This is a genomic window from Citrobacter sp. MGH105, assembly GCF_001037485.2.
Classification (GTDB): Bacteria; Pseudomonadota; Gammaproteobacteria; order Enterobacterales; family Enterobacteriaceae; genus Citrobacter; species Citrobacter portucalensis.
On the sequence record NZ_CP073048.1, the window covers coordinates 2,444,818 to 2,462,092 of the forward strand.

The 17,275-nt window shown below is 50.2% G+C and carries 16 protein-coding genes; 2 read left to right on the forward strand and 14 right to left on the reverse strand.

Annotation, left to right across the window (positions count from 1 at the left end; all coding sequences use genetic code 11):
* Positions 1 to 44: 44 nt before the first annotated feature.
* The 7 genes from osmB to fabI form a co-directional block, all read right to left on the reverse strand.
* On the reverse strand, positions 45 to 263 hold the full coding sequence (osmB, locus tag SK35_RS11715) for an osmotically-inducible lipoprotein OsmB (RefSeq protein WP_003020583.1): 219 nt from the start codon (positions 261 to 263) through the stop codon (positions 45 to 47).
* A 268-nt stretch (positions 264 to 531) separates the two neighbouring features.
* Positions 532 to 1,284 carry a DNA-binding transcriptional regulator YciT gene (gene yciT / locus SK35_RS11720; protein ID WP_003020580.1) on the reverse strand — a complete coding sequence of 251 codons (753 nt, stop codon included), beginning with the start codon at positions 1,282 to 1,284 and terminating at the stop codon, positions 532 to 534.
* A gap of 95 nt (positions 1,285 to 1,379) precedes the next feature.
* Positions 1,380 to 1,562 carry a YciZ family protein gene (locus SK35_RS11725; protein WP_003833313.1) on the reverse strand — a complete coding sequence of 61 codons (183 nt, stop codon included), beginning with the start codon at positions 1,560 to 1,562 and terminating at the stop codon, positions 1,380 to 1,382.
* A gap of 183 nt (positions 1,563 to 1,745) precedes the next feature.
* Entirely contained in the window at positions 1,746 to 3,737 is a 1,992-nt protein-coding gene (gene pdeR, locus SK35_RS11730) for a cyclic di-GMP phosphodiesterase (protein ID WP_048216266.1), read from the reverse strand.
* A 265-nt stretch (positions 3,738 to 4,002) separates the two neighbouring features.
* Positions 4,003 to 5,937, reverse strand: coding sequence for an exoribonuclease II (locus SK35_RS11735; RefSeq protein WP_048216267.1), 1,935 nt, complete (start codon positions 5,935 to 5,937; stop codon positions 4,003 to 4,005).
* 89 nt (positions 5,938 to 6,026) lie between these two features.
* Complete coding sequence (locus SK35_RS11740) at positions 6,027 to 7,172, reverse strand: carboxymuconolactone decarboxylase family protein (RefSeq protein WP_048216268.1); 1,146 nt, start codon at positions 7,170 to 7,172, stop codon at positions 6,027 to 6,029.
* Between the two features lie 213 nt (positions 7,173 to 7,385).
* The gene (fabI, locus tag SK35_RS11745; protein ID WP_020996373.1) at positions 7,386 to 8,174 is read right to left on the reverse strand and encodes an enoyl-ACP reductase FabI; all 789 of its coding nucleotides are present in this window, start codon (positions 8,172 to 8,174) and stop codon (positions 7,386 to 7,388) included.
* Between the two features lie 442 nt (positions 8,175 to 8,616).
* Here fabI and SK35_RS11750 point away from each other — a divergent pair, with 442 nt between their 5' ends.
* Entirely contained in the window at positions 8,617 to 9,309 is a 693-nt protein-coding gene (locus SK35_RS11750; RefSeq protein WP_032943595.1) for an EAL domain-containing protein, read from the forward strand.
* 38 nt (positions 9,310 to 9,347) lie between these two features.
* Here SK35_RS11750 and sapF read toward each other — a convergent pair whose 3' ends face one another.
* From sapF to SK35_RS11780, 6 genes are all read right to left on the reverse strand, one after another.
* Positions 9,348 to 10,154: a peptide ABC transporter ATP-binding protein SapF gene (gene sapF, locus SK35_RS11755; protein ID WP_003020558.1), complete on the reverse strand. Its 807-nt coding sequence runs from the start codon at positions 10,152 to 10,154 to the stop codon at positions 9,348 to 9,350.
* Position 10,155: 1 nt separating this feature from the next.
* Complete coding sequence (sapD, locus tag SK35_RS11760; RefSeq protein WP_003020556.1) at positions 10,156 to 11,148, reverse strand: peptide ABC transporter ATP-binding protein SapD; 993 nt, start codon at positions 11,146 to 11,148, stop codon at positions 10,156 to 10,158.
* Positions 11,148 to 12,038, reverse strand: coding sequence for a peptide ABC transporter permease SapC (sapC, locus tag SK35_RS11765; RefSeq protein WP_048216269.1), 891 nt, complete (start codon positions 12,036 to 12,038; stop codon positions 11,148 to 11,150). The genes sapD and sapC overlap by 1 nt, the downstream gene beginning before the upstream one ends.
* The gene (gene sapB / locus SK35_RS11770) at positions 12,025 to 12,990 is read right to left on the reverse strand and encodes a peptide ABC transporter permease SapB (RefSeq protein WP_003020545.1); all 966 of its coding nucleotides are present in this window, start codon (positions 12,988 to 12,990) and stop codon (positions 12,025 to 12,027) included. Before sapB ends, sapC begins: the two co-directional genes overlap by 14 nt.
* Positions 12,987 to 14,630 (reverse strand): ABC transporter substrate-binding protein SapA, encoded by a 1,644-nt coding sequence (sapA, locus tag SK35_RS11775; protein WP_003833288.1) that lies wholly within the window; start codon positions 14,628 to 14,630, stop codon positions 12,987 to 12,989. Before sapA ends, sapB begins: the two co-directional genes overlap by 4 nt.
* 338 nt (positions 14,631 to 14,968) lie before the next feature.
* Complete coding sequence (locus tag SK35_RS11780) at positions 14,969 to 15,361, reverse strand: YdeI family stress tolerance OB fold protein (protein ID WP_008784920.1); 393 nt, start codon at positions 15,359 to 15,361, stop codon at positions 14,969 to 14,971.
* Positions 15,362 to 15,609: 248 nt separating this feature from the next.
* Between SK35_RS11780 and SK35_RS11785 the strand changes: the two genes are divergently transcribed.
* Positions 15,610 to 16,518, forward strand: coding sequence for an SDR family oxidoreductase (locus SK35_RS11785; protein WP_048216270.1), 909 nt, complete (start codon positions 15,610 to 15,612; stop codon positions 16,516 to 16,518).
* Positions 16,519 to 16,609: 91 nt separating this feature from the next.
* Here the strand turns inward: SK35_RS11785 and SK35_RS11790 are convergent, their stop codons facing one another.
* A complete protein-coding gene (locus SK35_RS11790) occupies positions 16,610 to 17,254 on the reverse strand; it encodes a quinolone resistance pentapeptide repeat protein QnrB17 (RefSeq protein WP_048216435.1) in 645 nt (214 codons plus the stop codon).
* Positions 17,255 to 17,275: the final 21 nt, after the last annotated feature.

Genomic DNA, 17,275 nt, shown 5'->3' on the forward strand with positions numbered 1-17,275 from the left:
TGAAAAAGTAAACGTATTATTATATCGAGCCGTTTAACCGTAAATTATTTACCCACCTGGTGGCCAATAATACCACCTACTGCAGCACCACCCAGCGTGCCCAGCGTGCTGCCGTCAGTCAGGACTGCACCACCGATTGCACCAGCACCAGCACCAATTGCGGTGTTACGGTCACGTTTGGACCAGTTAGAGCAGGCACTCAGCGACATTGCCAGAGTAATCGCCAAAATGGCAGCGGTCATTTTTTTGCTCGTTACTAACATAATACTTTCTCCTGAATTATTGATTCACGGAATCCAGTTTTCTTTAAGAATAGCGCTAAATTTAGGCTAACGAAGATATTTCCGTGAAACCGTTTAGCGAAGGCATGACAAACACTATCCTGAGATTGGAGGTTCGTTCCTGTTATATCGCTAACATTAATTTTACGACTTAATCCTGTTAACGACAGGTAAAAAGTCTTAATTGGACTGTCAGATAACTCTCAGAGAGGAGATGATTTGCCGACTGACAAATCATCTGCTGAAGATTTTATGCGTGCGCATCAATGATATTGACGGTTAATCCTGAATGCTCGAGCTGCATTTGTACGCTGGCGCTGAGTCTGGAATCCGTGACTACGCGGCTGAATCGCTCTAATGGACCCAGCGTGTAAGGGTGAATGGCTTCGAATTTTGAGCTGTCAGTAAGTACAATAACTTCTGCACCTTTTTCCAGCACCGCGTTAACCACATCAGAACGCATCATGTCGCGTCCGGTGAAGCCGGTGTCAGCCTGCCAGCCATCAATGCCGATAAAGGCCTTGCTGAAGTGTACCTGCTGGATGAACTGGCGAGTTAAGGGCCCCACCATGCTTTCGCTTTTTTTCTGATAGATGCCGCCAAGGAGAATCACTTCGCAGGGGGTTTCTTTCAGCAGATGGGCTATATAGCTGCTGACGGTAATGATGGTGACATCTTTTTGCTCCGCCAGCGTTCTGGCCAAGAGCGCATTGCTGCTGCCGTTTTCAATGAATACGGACTCGCCAGGGCTTACCAAAGATGCGGCAAATTCGGCCAGCTCACGCTTCAGCGTAAAATTAGTCATCATGCGCGTTTCCACATCATCACTGTTCAATGAAACAGCAAAACCGTGCGCACGGCGTAAATAGCTCTGTTTCTCCAGTGTGTTCAGATCCTGTCGAATCGTCACTTCTGAGACACCGGTGATTTTTGCCAGTTCGGCAACGCTCATCTGACCTTTATCAGTCACCATCTGCAAAATAGATTGTTGTCGGGAATTCATAATATTAATTTTATTGCGATATCGTATCGGAAATTAAACGGAAACTGCCTCATATGCAGTTTGCTGATAGCAGCGACATTAAAGGGTTAATGTCATCAGATCTCCCAGGGAGCCTTGTGCTTTTTGGGCAAAGACTCGGCATCTTCTTTGGCCGTGTCTAGCAGCTCAGCCTTCAGAATTTCGAGATTGTGGATGGCTGAGTGGTAATCACCTGCAACGAGGATATCCAGCACGGTATCAATGCGTTCGGCCAGACGCTGAGCGTCGATATCAGACATGGTTATCATCCTAATGGCAATCGAGTTTGAATTTCATGATGCAGAATTTCATGGCAAAAGAGAAGGGAAAAATAGTATTAACTATCAATGATAGAAGAATATTATATATTCCGTGATTACATGCAGATAGGATCGTTACGTTATGTCCATTTATGGCTATTAACGACGTTTGATCCCACTGCGTTAGCGCGTTTTTTTATTCAGATGTCGTCGATACCAACGTTCAAATGCAGCCGCTGGCATTGGTTTGGCAAACAAAAAACCCTGACGTTCGTTGACGCCATTTTTGGTTAAAAAGGCATCCTCTTTCGCGCTTTCAACACCTTCGGCGATGACCTGCAGATTGAGTGCTTGTGCGACCGCAACAATGGCACGTACAAGCGACTGCGAAATAGGTTGTTTGTGTACATCCCTGACAAAGGTTTGATCCAATTTAATTGCATCAAGCGGGAAGCGGGCCAGTTGAGACAGTGACGAATATCCAGTACCAAAATCATCCAAATGGATTTGCGCCCCCAACTGGCTAAACTGCTGAATGACGGACAGTGCCAACTGCTCATTTTCAATCAAACTGCTTTCCGTTAACTCGACATCAATGGGGCAATATTCAAAGTCGAGTTCATGAAGCACCTGTTTGAGATCGGTAAATAGTGTCTGATCGGCGAGCTGGCGGGCAGAAACGTTTACCGCCACGCGCAGATTGATTCCCTTGGCGCGCCATTTTGCGACCTGACGCACAACGTCCAGAATAACCCAGCGACCCAGCGGAACAATAAGCCCTGATTCTTCGGCGTAGGAGATAAATTCCAGTGGTGGAATGAGGCCGCGTTCCGGAGACTGCCAGCGTACCAGCGCCTCCAGGCTGCGCACTTCGCCTCGCCAGGTTATCTTTGGCTGATAATGGATAACCAGTTGATCGTTTTCCAGCGCCTTGCGCAGGTTAGTATCCAGCCACAGGTATTCAAATACCCGCTGATTCATTTCCGGAGAGAAAACACAAAACTGTCCGCGGCCGCCTTCTTTCGCGGTGTACATGGCCGTATCGGCGTTACGAATGACGCTCTCGCAGTCCTGACCATGCTGTGGAGCGAGGGAAATACCAATAGAGCAGCCGGTATAGACTTCAATCAGGCCAATGCGAAAGGGTTGACGCAGGCGTGTCAGAATGCGCGATGCGGTAGCTTCCAGAGTGCTCTGGGACGTTTCAGTGGCAAGGACGATAAATTCATCACCGCCAAACCGAGCCAATAGCTGGTTGTCGTCAAGACAACTGAGAATTGCCAGCGACACGCTCTGCAACAGCTGATCGCCAAACATGTGCCCGTAGGCATCGTTCACCTTTTTGAAGTTATCCAGATCGAGATATACAATCCCAACCTGAGTATCACCTGCGTTCTCAATCGCATCGCTTATCAGCTCATGAATGGCGTTGCGGTTCGGTAATCCGGTGATGGAGTCGGTATTAGCCAACATCCGCAGTCGTTCCTGCGCGCGACGTTCTTCAGTGATATCGGTGCCGGAACAGATCAGAAATATTTCGTTCTTGCCGCTACCGTTATGTACAAACTTATTGCGAAAAAGAAACAGGCGCTGACCTTTGCAGGTCTTCACCCATCGTTCGACCTCATATGAGTTACCTTCGCGAAAAAAGACCTCGATGTTGCGTCTGGAGGCTGCGGCTTCACGTCGACTCATAAATAATGTGAATACACTTTGGCCAATAACTTCACGTTCTTTGAGGCCGGTGTACTCTTCACACAGGCGATTAAAACGCTGAATGTTGCCCATGCGGTCAAGAATGACAATAACGGAATTGGCTTCAGAAACGACCTGTTCGGCAAAAGAGAGCCCGTGAGCCAGGTCGCGGGCGACGGAAGGGGTGTCATCCCAGGCGGATGCGCTACCGGCCCATTCGCGTTTATTGATTTTTCGACCGACCAGATGCACAGATATGTCGTCATCTTCAATGGGTAACGTCATTAACAGACTTGACGTAATCACCGTCATCTCGCGAATGCGGTCGGCCTGCTCGGGTGATAATTCGATGGTCTGCTCAGCTTCTGCTGTTTCATCAATAGAGAAATGCAGGATGTTGCAATCCTCTGACAAACGCCAGTAGGGGTTATGAGTGCCCACATAGCTATACAACGTAACCAGCTCCCGGACGTCTTTCATGATGTGTACTATCCCGTTTAAAGCGCATAGAGCCTCAAAAGTAAGGGTAGCCATGATTCATTCAGGGTGATTATGGCTGAACGTATTGTTTTTTTTATATATTTATGTGTAATCCAGAATCCGTAAAAAGCAAAGCAAACGGAACTGAAAATAGTAAAAAAATAATTTTGACCGATTGAAAGAAGTGTAGTGCCTGGTGGGAATTTGGGCGGAAAAAAGAAAACGACCTTTCACAAAATGAGAAAGGTCGCTGGGTTACGACATTTTACATAGCGGGACGTGCGATAACGCTGCGGGTTTCCATGCGAACTTCGGCGATAGTTACGTCAATCACATCTGTGACTTTGTAAACCACTTCACCTTTGATTTGTACGGTACCACTTTCCTGGCTGCAGACCAGTTCGTCACGCACGGCGTGCAGGAAGGGGGCAGGAATAAAGGCAACAGCGCCATTATCAACCAAACGTACGCGCATGCCGCCGCGGCTGACGTCGATGATCTCGGCCGCAAAGCGGGTGTCGGTTCCGGCTTTATCACTCAGGAAACGGGCGTATAGCCAGTCACCCACGTCACGCTCAGCCATCCGGTTCAGGCGACGACGTTCCGCCATTTGCACAGTGGTATCATCCTGAGGTCGAGCGACGGTTTCGCCTTTGATGACAGCCTTAAGCAGACGGTGGTTGATCATATCGCCGTACTTACGGATTGGGGAAGTCCAGGTGGCATATGCCTCCAGACCAAGCCCAAAGTGTGGACCTGGCTCAATACTAATTTCAGCGTAAGACTGGAAGCGGCGAATTCGGCTGTCGAGGAAACCGGATGGCTGAGCATCTAGTTCGCGGCGCAGTTTGCAGAAACCTTCCAGTGTTAGTACTTCTTCGGCATCGACGTGCATACCGTGGGTTTTCAGCAGCGAGGCCAGAGCGTCGGCGTTGGCCGGGTCGAATCCCATATGGACGTTATAAATACCGAAGCCCAGCTTGTCGCGAAGCACACGGGCGGCGCAAATATTTGCCGCAATCATGGATTCTTCCACGATACGGTTTGCGATGCGGCGTGGCTCAGCGACGATGTCCAGTACTTCACCTTTTTCACCGAGAACGAAACGGTAATCCGGGCGATCTTTAAAGACCAGCGCGTGGTTATGACGCCACTCTCCTCGGCTCAGGCAAATACGGTGTAGCAGACGGATTTGTTCCGCAATCGCGTCGTTTTCTGGTTGCCACTCGCCAGTACCTTCCAGCCAGTCGGAAACATTGTCATAGGCCAGCTTCGCTTTAGACTCGATGGTTGCGGCGAAGAAGGTGATGTTGTCTTCAATCGTGCCATCGGCGGTAATGCTCATACGACAAGCTAAAACCGGGCGCACTTCGTTCGCGCGCAGAGAGCAGAGATCGTCAGACAATTCACGTGGTAACATCGGGATATTGAACCCCGGTAAATAATTGGTGAACGCGCGAATTTTTGCCGTTTTATCCAGCTTGCTGCCTTCTGCAATCCAGGCTGTTGGGTCGGCAATGGCGACGGTTAATTGTAGCGAGCCGTCAGCTTGTTCTTCAGCATACAGCGCATCGTCCATATCTTCGGTGCTGGCGCTGTCGATGGTGACGAAATTGAGGGCGGTTAAATCTTCACGAACCAGGCCTTCGTCCAGCATTTCGGTTGCTACACCGTCTGGGGCTTCTTTTTCCAGATTATGGCGTGCCAGTGTGACCCACCACGGGACAAAGTGGTCATCAGCAAAAGTGATAAATTGGGTTAACTCGGCGTAGAAGGTGCGATCGCCTTTCAGCGGATGGCGGCGCATTTCTGCAACAGCCCAGTCGCCTTCTTTAAATTCATGTTCAACGCCGCGGGTTGCACGACAAGGAATAGCATCTTTCAGTAACGGATGATCCGGCACAATGGACAGACGGTCATTTTTGCCCTGAACTTTACCCACGAAGCGCGTCAGGAAGGGTTCGATCAGTTCTTCCGGCTCAGCAGACTCACGATCTTTTTCTGTATGGATAACCGCAACAATACGGTCGCCATGCATCACTTTTTTCATCTGCGGCGGTGGAATGAAATAGCTTTTTTGTGCATCGACTTCCAGGAAGCCAAAGCCTTTTTCCGTGGCTTTTACCACCCCTTCAGCACGTGGCGTCTGGGAATGTAGTTGCTGTTTAAGCTGCGCTAGCAGCGGGTTGTCCTGAAGCATAATTGTCTATTTTCGTGGCTAAAAGAGCGGCTGACAGTTTTACGCGATTCTGCCAGTGGCAGCAAGCGCTCTTTCAGTAAGTGGATCGGTTAATCAGTGTCGCCCAGCGCGATTTTCAAGCGATTCAACCATCCGCACAATCCACTCCAGGCTAGCAGGTTAATGGCCTGCTCTGAAGAGATTCCCTGATCGAACAAAGGCGTTAACAGTGCGGTGCTAAAGCGGTCGGGCGCCCGGGTCAGCCATTGTACCGCCTGTAGGGTGACGCGCTCAACCGGATGTCGTTGTTCCCAACGTTGTAATTCACGTTCATCCTGACGAAGAACGGTAATGGCCTCGTTTAATTCATGAGCTGAATACGCATGTTCATTAAAACAGGCCACGCTGCCATTAATCCGTGAAGTCATCAGCGTCGCCAATGAAAATGCCTGCACTGGTATTCCGCTATGTTGCGTGCTGGAAATGAGCGACCCGAGTAAATCCAAAATGACGGGGGAATGTATCAGTAATGGCAGTAACGCTTGCAGTTCCTCGGGATAACGTCTGTCTATCGACTCATCATGATTAAGATGTTTTTCTATCGGGAATGGCGCAGCGTGCCAGGTTGTGTTTGTTGCATTAAATGGCGCAGCGTGAGCGAATTGTTGTATATCGAGACCCGGAATTCGGCGCACCGGATGTCCACACCAGGCCTGAAACAGGGCCACGATACGGGCCTGAAAACCGACGAATCCGATAATTTGATTCATCAGAATGCTATCGCTGGTGGTTAGCCCGACTGCATCCAGATGCTGGCGATCGCGCGCGCCTATCACGGCTGGAGAGCTGGCAAGTTGACGAGCATATTGGGTGATTTGCGCCAGTCGATGGTTACTTTCCCGCGAGGAGTCCGGCCCAGGAAGCGGTGTTAGACGCGCGGCATAGTGATTACATAATCGCTGGACGCCATATACCTGAGCGACGGTTAACGCCGTACTCATCCGTTCATAGGCACTGAATGTGTGCATCTGACTCAGATTTACGTGGGTCGGGAAGAGGGTCTGTGCAAGTTTACGGGCAGGGATTAACCAGGATTGAAAAGGTAAAAGGGCGTCATCAGATATCGCCAGATCCAGTAAAAAGCAGTCGTCGACATGAGCGGCTTCCGGCACCAGCGGCAGAACATCTTGTGGATACATGCTGGATTGCGTCTCATGATACCAGTGGCTTTTGCCTTCAATTCGGCGTTGTTCCATGGGCGGTCCTTGGTCTAAAAAGTGGCGACCCGGACACGTCGTCATACCACTACGCCGGATCGTTTGCGCTGCAATATCCTGACGTAAGCAGAAGAGGGGATGAAAGATTGTTACGTGATAATAAATATCAGAAAAGCATATATGGGACAGGGTAGAGGGGAATTAAAAACGAGCATCATGGGCGACAGTGGGCCGCCCAGAAAGAGTGGAAGATTATTTCAGTTCTAGTTCATTCATTGCAGCGATGCTGAAACCACCGTCAACGTGTACGACTTCACCAGAGATACCGGCAGAAAGATCGGAACACAGGAATGCCGCAGAGTTGCCCACATCTTCAATGGTAACAGTGCGGCGAATCGGCGTAACAGCTTCGCAATGGGCCAGCATTTTACGGAAATCTTTGATACCGGAAGCGGCGAGGGTGCGGATTGGACCTGCGGAAATTGCGTTTACGCGTACGCCTTCAGGCCCCATTGCGTTAGCCATATAACGGACGTTTGCTTCCAATGAGGCTTTCGCCAGGCCCATCACGTTATAGTTAGGGATTGCACGCTCTGCGCCCAGATAGGACAACGTCAGTAGTGCAGAACCAGGGTTTAGCATGGAACGACATGCTTTTGCCATTGCAACAAAGCTATAAGCGCTAATGTCATGCGCAATTTTAAATCCTTCGCGGGTAACTGCGTTCACATAATCGCCATCCAGTTGGTCAGCAGGTGCGAAGCCGATGGAGTGTACGAAACCGTCGAATTTCGGCCAGGCTTTGCTCAGTTCAGCAAACATGGCGTCAATGCTGGCATCTTCAGCTACATCACACTGCAAAACAATGTTGGAGCCTAACTGCGCTGCAAATTCTTCCACACGACCTTTCAGCTTGTCGTTCTGGTAGGTGAACGCCAGTTCGGCACCTTCGCGATGCATCGCCTGAGCGATTCCCCATGCGATAGACAATTTACTGGCAAGGCCTGTCACCAGAATGCGCTTACCTGATAAAAAACCCATGGCTTTAATCCTTTTGGTTAACACTTATCTTTTATCAATCAGTGAGTTATGATTGACACATTAAACACACTCGAAATTGGCCTGAAATTACATCCCACGCTTTTTCCCTGGAGAATGGTTATCCGCCTCACGTGACCTGTCACTTCATTACATGTGAGGAGTATATCATCCCCCTCCGCTTATGCTTCGTTCAGGCATCTAACGTCGGTGAATCAGAGAAAATACGAGGTTTCAAAGGCATTGAAATGGTATTATTTCATTGCTAGCTGATGTTAATAAACATAGCAAGGTAGGAACTTTCTTAAAACAAAAAATATGACAATATTCAGCTTGTTATGATATATTGTTTTTATCGATCAATATCGATTCATTGATCGATATTATTGATTGATTGTGATTAGAAGTGCATTATCAGGATGTTATGATCAATTGGAGTGGTCTTATGCACTATCATTTCATCGCGGAACCGATGAGAGACACAACAGATAAATTACTGGGTGTAGAGATTAACGCCCGGTTTACTTCAGATACGGTTCACCCGTTGCATCCAGATTTCATCATTTCAGCGTGGGATAGCGAACAAAAGCGTAATTTCATGCTCGAGCAAATTCGACTAATTGCCGAAAAGCGTGACTGGTTTGAGCGCAACAGCCTTATTTGCACCCTGAACCTCATTGACGAAATGGCACTGCTGGCGATTGGTGATCCAGCCATCAAGTCGGCCTTACATGCTCTACCATTTATTGCACTGGAACTTTCAGAACGTTTTCTGTCGAATACCGTGTGCCTGAATAATTTGCTGATTAATTCACTTCGCGACGGCCCAAACGCATTGTGGTTGGGCGATCTTGGCTCCGGCAGCGTAGGGGCCAGTCCGCTGGTTTGCGGTCATTTTGACGTTGTGAAACTGGATCGCGGTTTCTTCCTGGAACAGGTAGAAAAACCGATGTTCCCGGTGCTTATCAAAAATATCAGGGAATATTGCGACCGTGTTGTGGTGAAGGGAGTAGAAACAGTACGACTTATCGACGAGGCCAGTACCGCAGGTGTCTGGGCAATGCAAGGTGGTGCCCTTTACCCGTCAGTCGCGTTTACCGAAGTTGATACGCTGCTCTTACCTACGTTGTGTCACTGATGGCAGATTGCCCCCCGGTTGAGGAGGGCAGCCGTTTGCTAACGATCTTTTCGCCAGGCATCAGCGGTGAGCGCTTCGCCGAAATGACCTGCAATCAGGCGGCGGGTAAGTTCATGAAGAGGGGACGCCAGAACATCCGCTGTACTGCCGCGTTCTACCACTTCGCCCTGATGCATGACTAATACCTGATCGCTGATGTGCTTCATCATGCCAATATGTTGGGTCACATAGATATACGAAATCCCCTGTTTTTCCTGCAATTCCAGCATCAGATTGATGAGCTGCGAACGCATCGACATGTCCAGAGAGGCCAGGGCTTCGTCGGCGATAATGACTTTGGGGCGTAAAATGAGCGCACGGGCAAGGCCCAGACGCTGTTTTTGCCCTGGGGCCAACATATGTGGGTAATAGCTTACGTGATCGGGTAGCAGCCCGACCATGCGCATGGTCTCCACGATCTGTTTACGACGCTGCTCAGGCTCGAGGTCGGTATTCAGACGTAGCGGAAAATCGAGGATCTGCGAGATACGTTGCCGCGGGTTAAGCGATGTTGACGGATCCTGGAAAATCATACGGATCCGCTGACTACGAAATGAATAATCGCCATATTTTAGCGGATGATCGTCAATCAGCAGCTCACCGCTGGTGGGTTCAATCATACCCGCCAACATTTTAGCCAGCGTAGATTTCCCCGAACCGTTTTCACCAATGACGGCGAGCGTCTGACGTTCACGCAGGGTGAAACTCAGGGGCTTAACGGCCTCAACGGTCTGGCGGCGAAATAAACCTGTCCGGTAGCGAAAGGTTTTGCTCAGATTACGAACTTCGAGCAGGGTTTCTACCATCTCACTCTCTCTCCATGTTCAGCGGGAAATGACAGGCGTAGAGATGATTTTTTGCTCCGGTCAGTCTTGGGGTTTCAATACATTCGCGTTGTGCATAAGGACAGCGTGGCCCCAGACGGCAGCCGATGGGTAATTGTTCCAGCAATGGAATAGCTCCTGGCATGGTATTCAGGCGGCTTTTGTGCGGCATTGCGCTACCAAAATCCGGAATAGCGCGAATCAACGCTTGAGTATAAGGATGATGCGGAATTGTCACCAAATCTTTACTTGGCGCGGTTTCGACCGTTTGTCCGCAGTACATCACGTTGATTTTGTCAGCCCACTGGCTGAGCATTTGCAGGTCATGGCTTATCAACAAAATGGTAGTATTGCTGTTTTGATTCAGACGGGTTAGCAGACGGAAAATTTGCGCCTGGGTGGTTGGCTCCATCGCGTTCGTTGGTTCATCGGCAATCAGCAAACGCGGCTGATTCGCTAATGCGATAGCGATCATGACCTTCTGGCATTCGCCATCGGTCAGCTCATATGGAAAGCTGCGCATGGCGTCTTTATGGTCTTTTATCCCGACGCGGTGCAAGAGTTCAATCGCACGGCGTTTGCGCCAACCGATGCGCTGCCACCAGCGACCTTTGTAGGTCCATGCCGGAATATTTTGCATCAGTTGACGTCCGATACGCTCGGACGGATCGAGACATGACTGCGGCTCCTGAAAGATCATGGAGACGTTATGACCGACCAATTTGCGTCGTTCACGCGCCGAAAGGCGTAGCAGATCTATATCATCAAAACGCATACGGTCTGCGGTTACGCGCCAGTTATCTTTAGCAACCCCGCAAATGGCCTTAGCGATCAGACTTTTGCCTGATCCAGATTCACCGACCAGCCCGCGGATTTCACCCTCATTCAAGGTCATGCTGACACGATCAACAGCCTTAACCCAGTCGTCACCGGTTCTGAATTCAATGGTCAGGTTGCGGATATCCAGTAATGGCATTACTCCACCCCCGCAATAATTGCGCGGCGCACGCCGTCACCCAGTAGGTTAACCAGCAACACGCTTATCATAATTGCCGCGCCTGGCAGCATCACCGTCCACGGTGCGACATAAATCAGCTCCAGCGCGTCGCCGAGCATGGCTCCCCATTCCGGGGACGGCAGCTGTGCGCCAAGGTCGAGAAAACCCAGCGCGGCGATATCCAGAATCGCCATCGACAGTGCGCGGGTGATTTCAGTAATAAGGCCAGCGGTAATATTGGGCAGAACGGCGAACCACAGAATATTCAGTGTGGTTGCACCGTCCAGGCGAGCGGCAATGACGTACTCTTTCTCCAGTTCGTCATGCACCATGCTGTAAACGGAGCGCACCATGCGCGGCAGCAGCGCCAGCCAGACGGCAAACATGGCGTGTGTCAGATGCGGCCCGGCAAAGGCCACCACAATAATCGCCAGCAGCAGAGAAGGGATCGACAGCAGGGTGTCCAGAATGTGGTTCAGCACCGCAGAGCGCAAGCCGTGCGTCGCACCGGCAACTACGCCCAATACCAGGCCACACAGCGTGGCGGCAAGAGTAACGACAAACGCGCCGCCAACGGTCGGGGCCGCGCCGCTGAGCAGACGACTTAAAACGTCACGTCCCAGATCGTCAGTCCCGAGGAAGAATGAGACTTCGCCATAGCGCGACCATGACGGCGGTAAAAGCTGATAGCCGAGAAATTGCTGATCGATGCCGTAAGGGGCAAACCAACCACCAAGAATACACAGAATAGCCAGTCCCGCACAGCCGTACAGGCCAATCATCGCAGTCGCATCGCCATAGAAATTGCGCCATGCGGTGCGCAACGTACCTGGCGGGCGTTTTTCGCTATAGACGCTATCGTAAGGCATACCATTCCTTATGTTTCAGAGGGTTAGCCATAGCACCCAGAATATCAGAGATGACGTTAACGATGATAACCAGTGAACCAATCACCATCACGCCCGCTGAAATCGCCGCGTAATCCTGCTGGCGAATCGCGTTAATCAGCCAACGACCAAGACCTGGCCAGCTAAAGACCATCTCGGTGATCATCGCCAATGTCAGCATGGTGGAAAACTGTAAGCCCAGACGCGGGATCACCGGCGGAAGGGCATTGTGCAGGACGTGACGACGCAGAATCGTTAATCGTGACAAACCGCGCGTGGCCGCCGCTTTGACGTAGTTCTGATCAAAGACCTCAATGGTGCTGATACGCATCAGGCGGATGACTTCGGTGGTGGGCGCAACGGAGAGCGTCAGCACCGGGAGCACCATATGACGGATAGCGCTGACCAGCATTTCATCGCGCCAGGGAGAGTCGGAGATCCACGCATCAATAATGGCAAAACCGGTAACGGGTTTCACCTCGTAGAGAAGATCAAAACGCCCGGAAACGGGTAACCAGCCGAGGGTGAGCGAGAAGAGCAATGTCAGCAGCAGCGCCAGCCAAAAAACGGGGATAGAAAATCCCATCAGAGCCAATGCGCTGATGCAGCGGTCCTGCCATTTGTTCCGCGTGATACCGGCCAGCATACCAACGGGGATCCCAACCATTAGTGCAAAACCAAAGGCAAGAATGCACAGTTCCATTGTGGCCGGGAACACCTCTTTCAACTGCTCTGAGATTAACTGACCGTTGATACTGGATACGCCGAAATCCCAGTGAATGAGACCATTGAACCAGAATACCCATGCGTTCCACAGCGATGCACCCTGTAACGGCGCATGAGGCGTGAAGTAGCTCAGGCTGAAGCCAATAAAGGTCAGGAAGAACAGGGTTACCAGTAGCAATAAGAATCGACGCAAGGTGAAGATAATCATGGTTTTTTCACCTCATCTTTCTTTTCCCTGGACACGCCGGCAAAAGAGGCATTACCGAATGGACTGAGCACCAACCCTTTGATGTCGTAACGATAAGCCTGCAGACGCAGTGAAGAGGCCAGTGGCAGGATCGGTAACTCTTGTGCAAGAATATTTTGCGCTTCGTCATAGGCATCAATTCGCGATGATAGCTGCTGCGAAGAGAGGGCCTTGCGCAGAATGCTGTCAAACTGTGGATTACACCAGTGGGCAAAGTTGGTCTGCGAATTGATGGCGGCACAGCTGAGCAACGGCCGGAAAAAACTGTCAGGATCGTTACTGTCCGTTGCCCAGCCGGATAACGTCAGATCATGGTTCATATCCATTAATCTCGCCTCCTGAAAACGACCTTCTACCGGGATGATCTTCACTTTCACACCCACCTGAGCCATATCTGCCTGAATCAGCTCGGCGGTTTTCAGCGGACTGGGGTTCCAGGCCTGAGAGCTGGTAGGGACCCAAAGTTGTAACGTCAGATTCTCCAAACCCAGCGCTTTTAGCTGCTCGCGCGATTTTGCCGGGTTGTATTCTGTAATTTTAGCTTCGTTATCATAAGCCCACGAGGCGCGAGGCAAAATAGATGCCGCGGTTTCTGCCGTCCCGTAGTAGATAGACTGCATTAAGCGCTGGTTGTTGATCGCTAGCGCCAGCGCATGCCGCACGGCAGGATTATTCAACGGCGGTTTATTGGTGTTGAACGCCAGATAGGCAATGTTCATCCCCGGGCGCAGCGTCAGACGCAGGCGAGGGTCATCACGCAATATGCTGAGCTGGCTGGCGGCAGGCCAGGCCAGGACGTCGCACTCGCCAGTGAGTAATTTAGATAATCGTCCGGTTCCACCAGAGCCGAGATCCACTACGACCTGCGGCATCAGGGGGGTACCACGCCAGAATTTTTCATGTCGCTGCAACCGAATATATTGGCCGGCACGATTCTCCGAAAGCTGGTACGGGCCTGTGCCAACGGGTTGTCTGTCGAGCAACTCCTGGCGATCCTGTTTTGCCAGGTTAGCGGCATATTCGGCCGACATTACGGAGGCATAGTGTGTGGCAAGGTGCCACATAAAGGAGGCATCCGGTTGCGTTAAGCGGAATTCAACGGTGTTGTTGTCAAGTTTGCGCACACTTTGGACGTTATCGGCAAACTGCAGGCTGTCGAAGTAGGGGAAACTGCTGCCGTTCACATTGTGCCACGGATGGTGGCGATCAAAGATGCGCTCGAAGGTAAACACCACATCGTCTGCATTTAGTTTGCGGGTGGGGGTGAACCAGGCAGTCTTCTGAAACTGAACGTCACGACGCAGATGGAAGCGGTAGGTTGCGCCGTTATCAAGCACCTCCCAGCTTTCAGCCAGCTCAGGCACCAGCCGATAGGTGTAGGGATCTACATCAAGCAGTCGGTCATACAATTGGGCCGCTAACGTGTCGACGATGAGACCGCTGCTCGTTTTTTGTGGGTTGAACGTATTGACCTGCCCGCTGACGCAATAGACAAACCCACTGTCACGAATATCAGCGTGCGGAGCTTGCTCAGGCGCAGCAGCAGCCTGACCACTCAGAAATCCAGCCATCACGATCAGAGATGATAAAACCAGGCGCATAATTTTAATGGATTATATAAAGAGGCTATCTTACTAATACTTAATGACATTTGCCATTACCGTTTGTTTTTGGGAGTAACAGGCTCGATAAGCGCGAGTTCAACACCGCGATATGGTCAAAATTTATACCCGCTATCCACTTTGAATCTACTCTGTTAACTATCTTAGCATTTTCATGGCCCATCTGACTTGCTATAAACGCGTGATTCGCGGGTAGAAAGAAAAATGTGAGGGGAAAGAGGGAGGAAATGACCATGACGGGCAGAAGAGAGCATTCGCAAAATCGTGGGAATAAAGAAAATCGACCGGGAAGAGCGGCTTTCTTCCCGGTTATTGCGTTACTTCTGGATCTTATTTACGCGTACTACTGGTGGTTGCATTTTAGCGTCGAGGCTACCGTTAATACTGATCATTTGATCGGGTTTAACCGTTCGACCATCGAAAACCGCGTGTGGAATTAAAGTCAGGATACTGCCGGTTTTATCACGAAAGACAAATTTGTCTCCATCTTGATCCTCGATGAGATTACCTCGCAGAGAAATGGTCGCACCGTCATGCATCGTTTTGGCCTGTTCGACAGTCATGATTCTTGCATCTTCAGTCCCACGATAACCTTCATCCAGAGCGTGGGCTGGCGGTGGAGCTGTATCATTTTTCAACCCGCCGTTATCATCAGCAAGCGCTGGCGACAATAAAAAACAACATAATAATGGCGTTATGGATAATTTCATACGTTCTCCTTTTGCCCAGATTGAGATGTTAAGTGTGGTTGCTATTTATTAACACTGCGAACTGGATAAGTCTCAAATAATATTTTTTAAATTAAATCTAACGTTGGTGGGGATATAAGCGCAACGGTAGAGGAAAGTAGGGAGGGTAATATTCCGAGAAAATTAAGTGTAGCTGGATAATATAGGTCATGCCATTCATTTTGGTCTACGCTTATTAGTCTTTGTGATAAATAATGAGAGGTAATTGAATGGCTGGCTTAAACAAGGAAAAAAAGACCATTAATAAAACCAATTCTGCGCGTTTTCCGGCGCCGCCTTTTCAACAGCAGCAGCAGCCCTTTCCCGGGCTGGCGGGGAAAATGCAACCGCGCCCCGATCATGGAGAAGACAGCTATCAGGGAAGCGGTCGCCTGAATGGGCGCAAGGTATTAATTACCGGTGGGGATTCAGGGATTGGTCGTGCTGTTGCTATTGCCTATGCTCGTGAAGGCGCTGATGTTGCGATTAACTATTTACCTGAAGAAGAAGACGATGCGCGTGAAGTGGTCGATCTGATAAAAAAAGCAGGCAGAAATGTTTTGGCCATCCCCGGAGATATCCGTGATGAGGCTTTTTGCGGTCATCTGGTAACACAGGCGGTAAAAAGACTGGGAGGGTTGGATATCCTCGTCAATAATGCGGGTCGTCAGCAATTTTGTGAGTCAATTGAGGAACTCACCACAGAAGACTTCGACGCAACATTCAAAACCAATGTTTACGCTATGTTTTGGATCACCAAAGCGGCCATACCCCATCTTTCACCAGACAGCGTGATAATTAATACCTCCTCCGTACAGGCTTATGAGCCAAGTGAAATCTTGCTTGATTATGCTCAGACTAAAGCAGCTATCGTGGCATTTACTAAATCGCTGGCGAAACAGCTGGCCCCGAAAGGGATCCGTGTCAATGCCGTCGCGCCGGGTCCATACTGGACTGTACTGCAGTGCTGTGGTGGTCAACCGCAGGAAAAGGTGGAGAAATTTGGGGCAAATGCGCCGCTGGGACGCCCTGGTCAACCGGTGGAAATCGCGCCGCTTTATGTCACCCTGGCCGCTCGGGAGAACAGCTATACGTCTGGTCAGGTCTGGTGTTCTGATGGGGGGACCGGAACCCTCTAACGTTTACGCTCTGTGCGTCGAAAGTGACTTTTAAGGCAAGGGCGGACACTATTGTATAAGGGCGGGAGCGGTACTTACCGCTCCGTGAATGCTAACCAATCACCGCGATGCCAAGCCGCTCCATGAGCAACGATGCCTGGTAGTTGTCCAGCTTAACGCCTTGTAAATCAACGCCCCGAATATCTAAGTCACCCAACTCCGAATTGGTCAGATCGCAATGTGTGAAGTTCGCTGCTCGCCAGTCGAAAGTCGAAAACTCGCCGCCGGAGAGATCTGAACCACTGAACGTCGCGCCCAGTACCTGGGCACCCATCCAACGGTTTTCCCACAGCTCACACTTTTCCAACACGACTTTCGAAAAATTGGCGTAGCTTAGATTGGTATTCGTGATATATGCGCTACAAAACCAGGTGCGCGTGGTGATCATATTCATAAAGCTTGCGCCGCGGAAATCTGCGCCTTGTGCGCGGCAGTGGCGAATTTCAATGCCCAGCGCACTGGAATTGCGAAAATCCGCCATGGATAAATCACAGCTTTTAAAAATGGCATCTTTCAGCATCGCACGACTAAAATTGCACCCTTTCTGGCTTTCACGATCATAGAACTGACAGCCGATAAATTCAGTGCCGCTCAGGTCGGCACCTGAAAAATCACAGTTAAAAAATGTACTATTTTCAATTTTCTCACCGGTGAAACGGTTTCTGTCAATTTTTTCGCCAACGAGTGCCAGAGCCATATTTGTACCTGTTTTTTTATA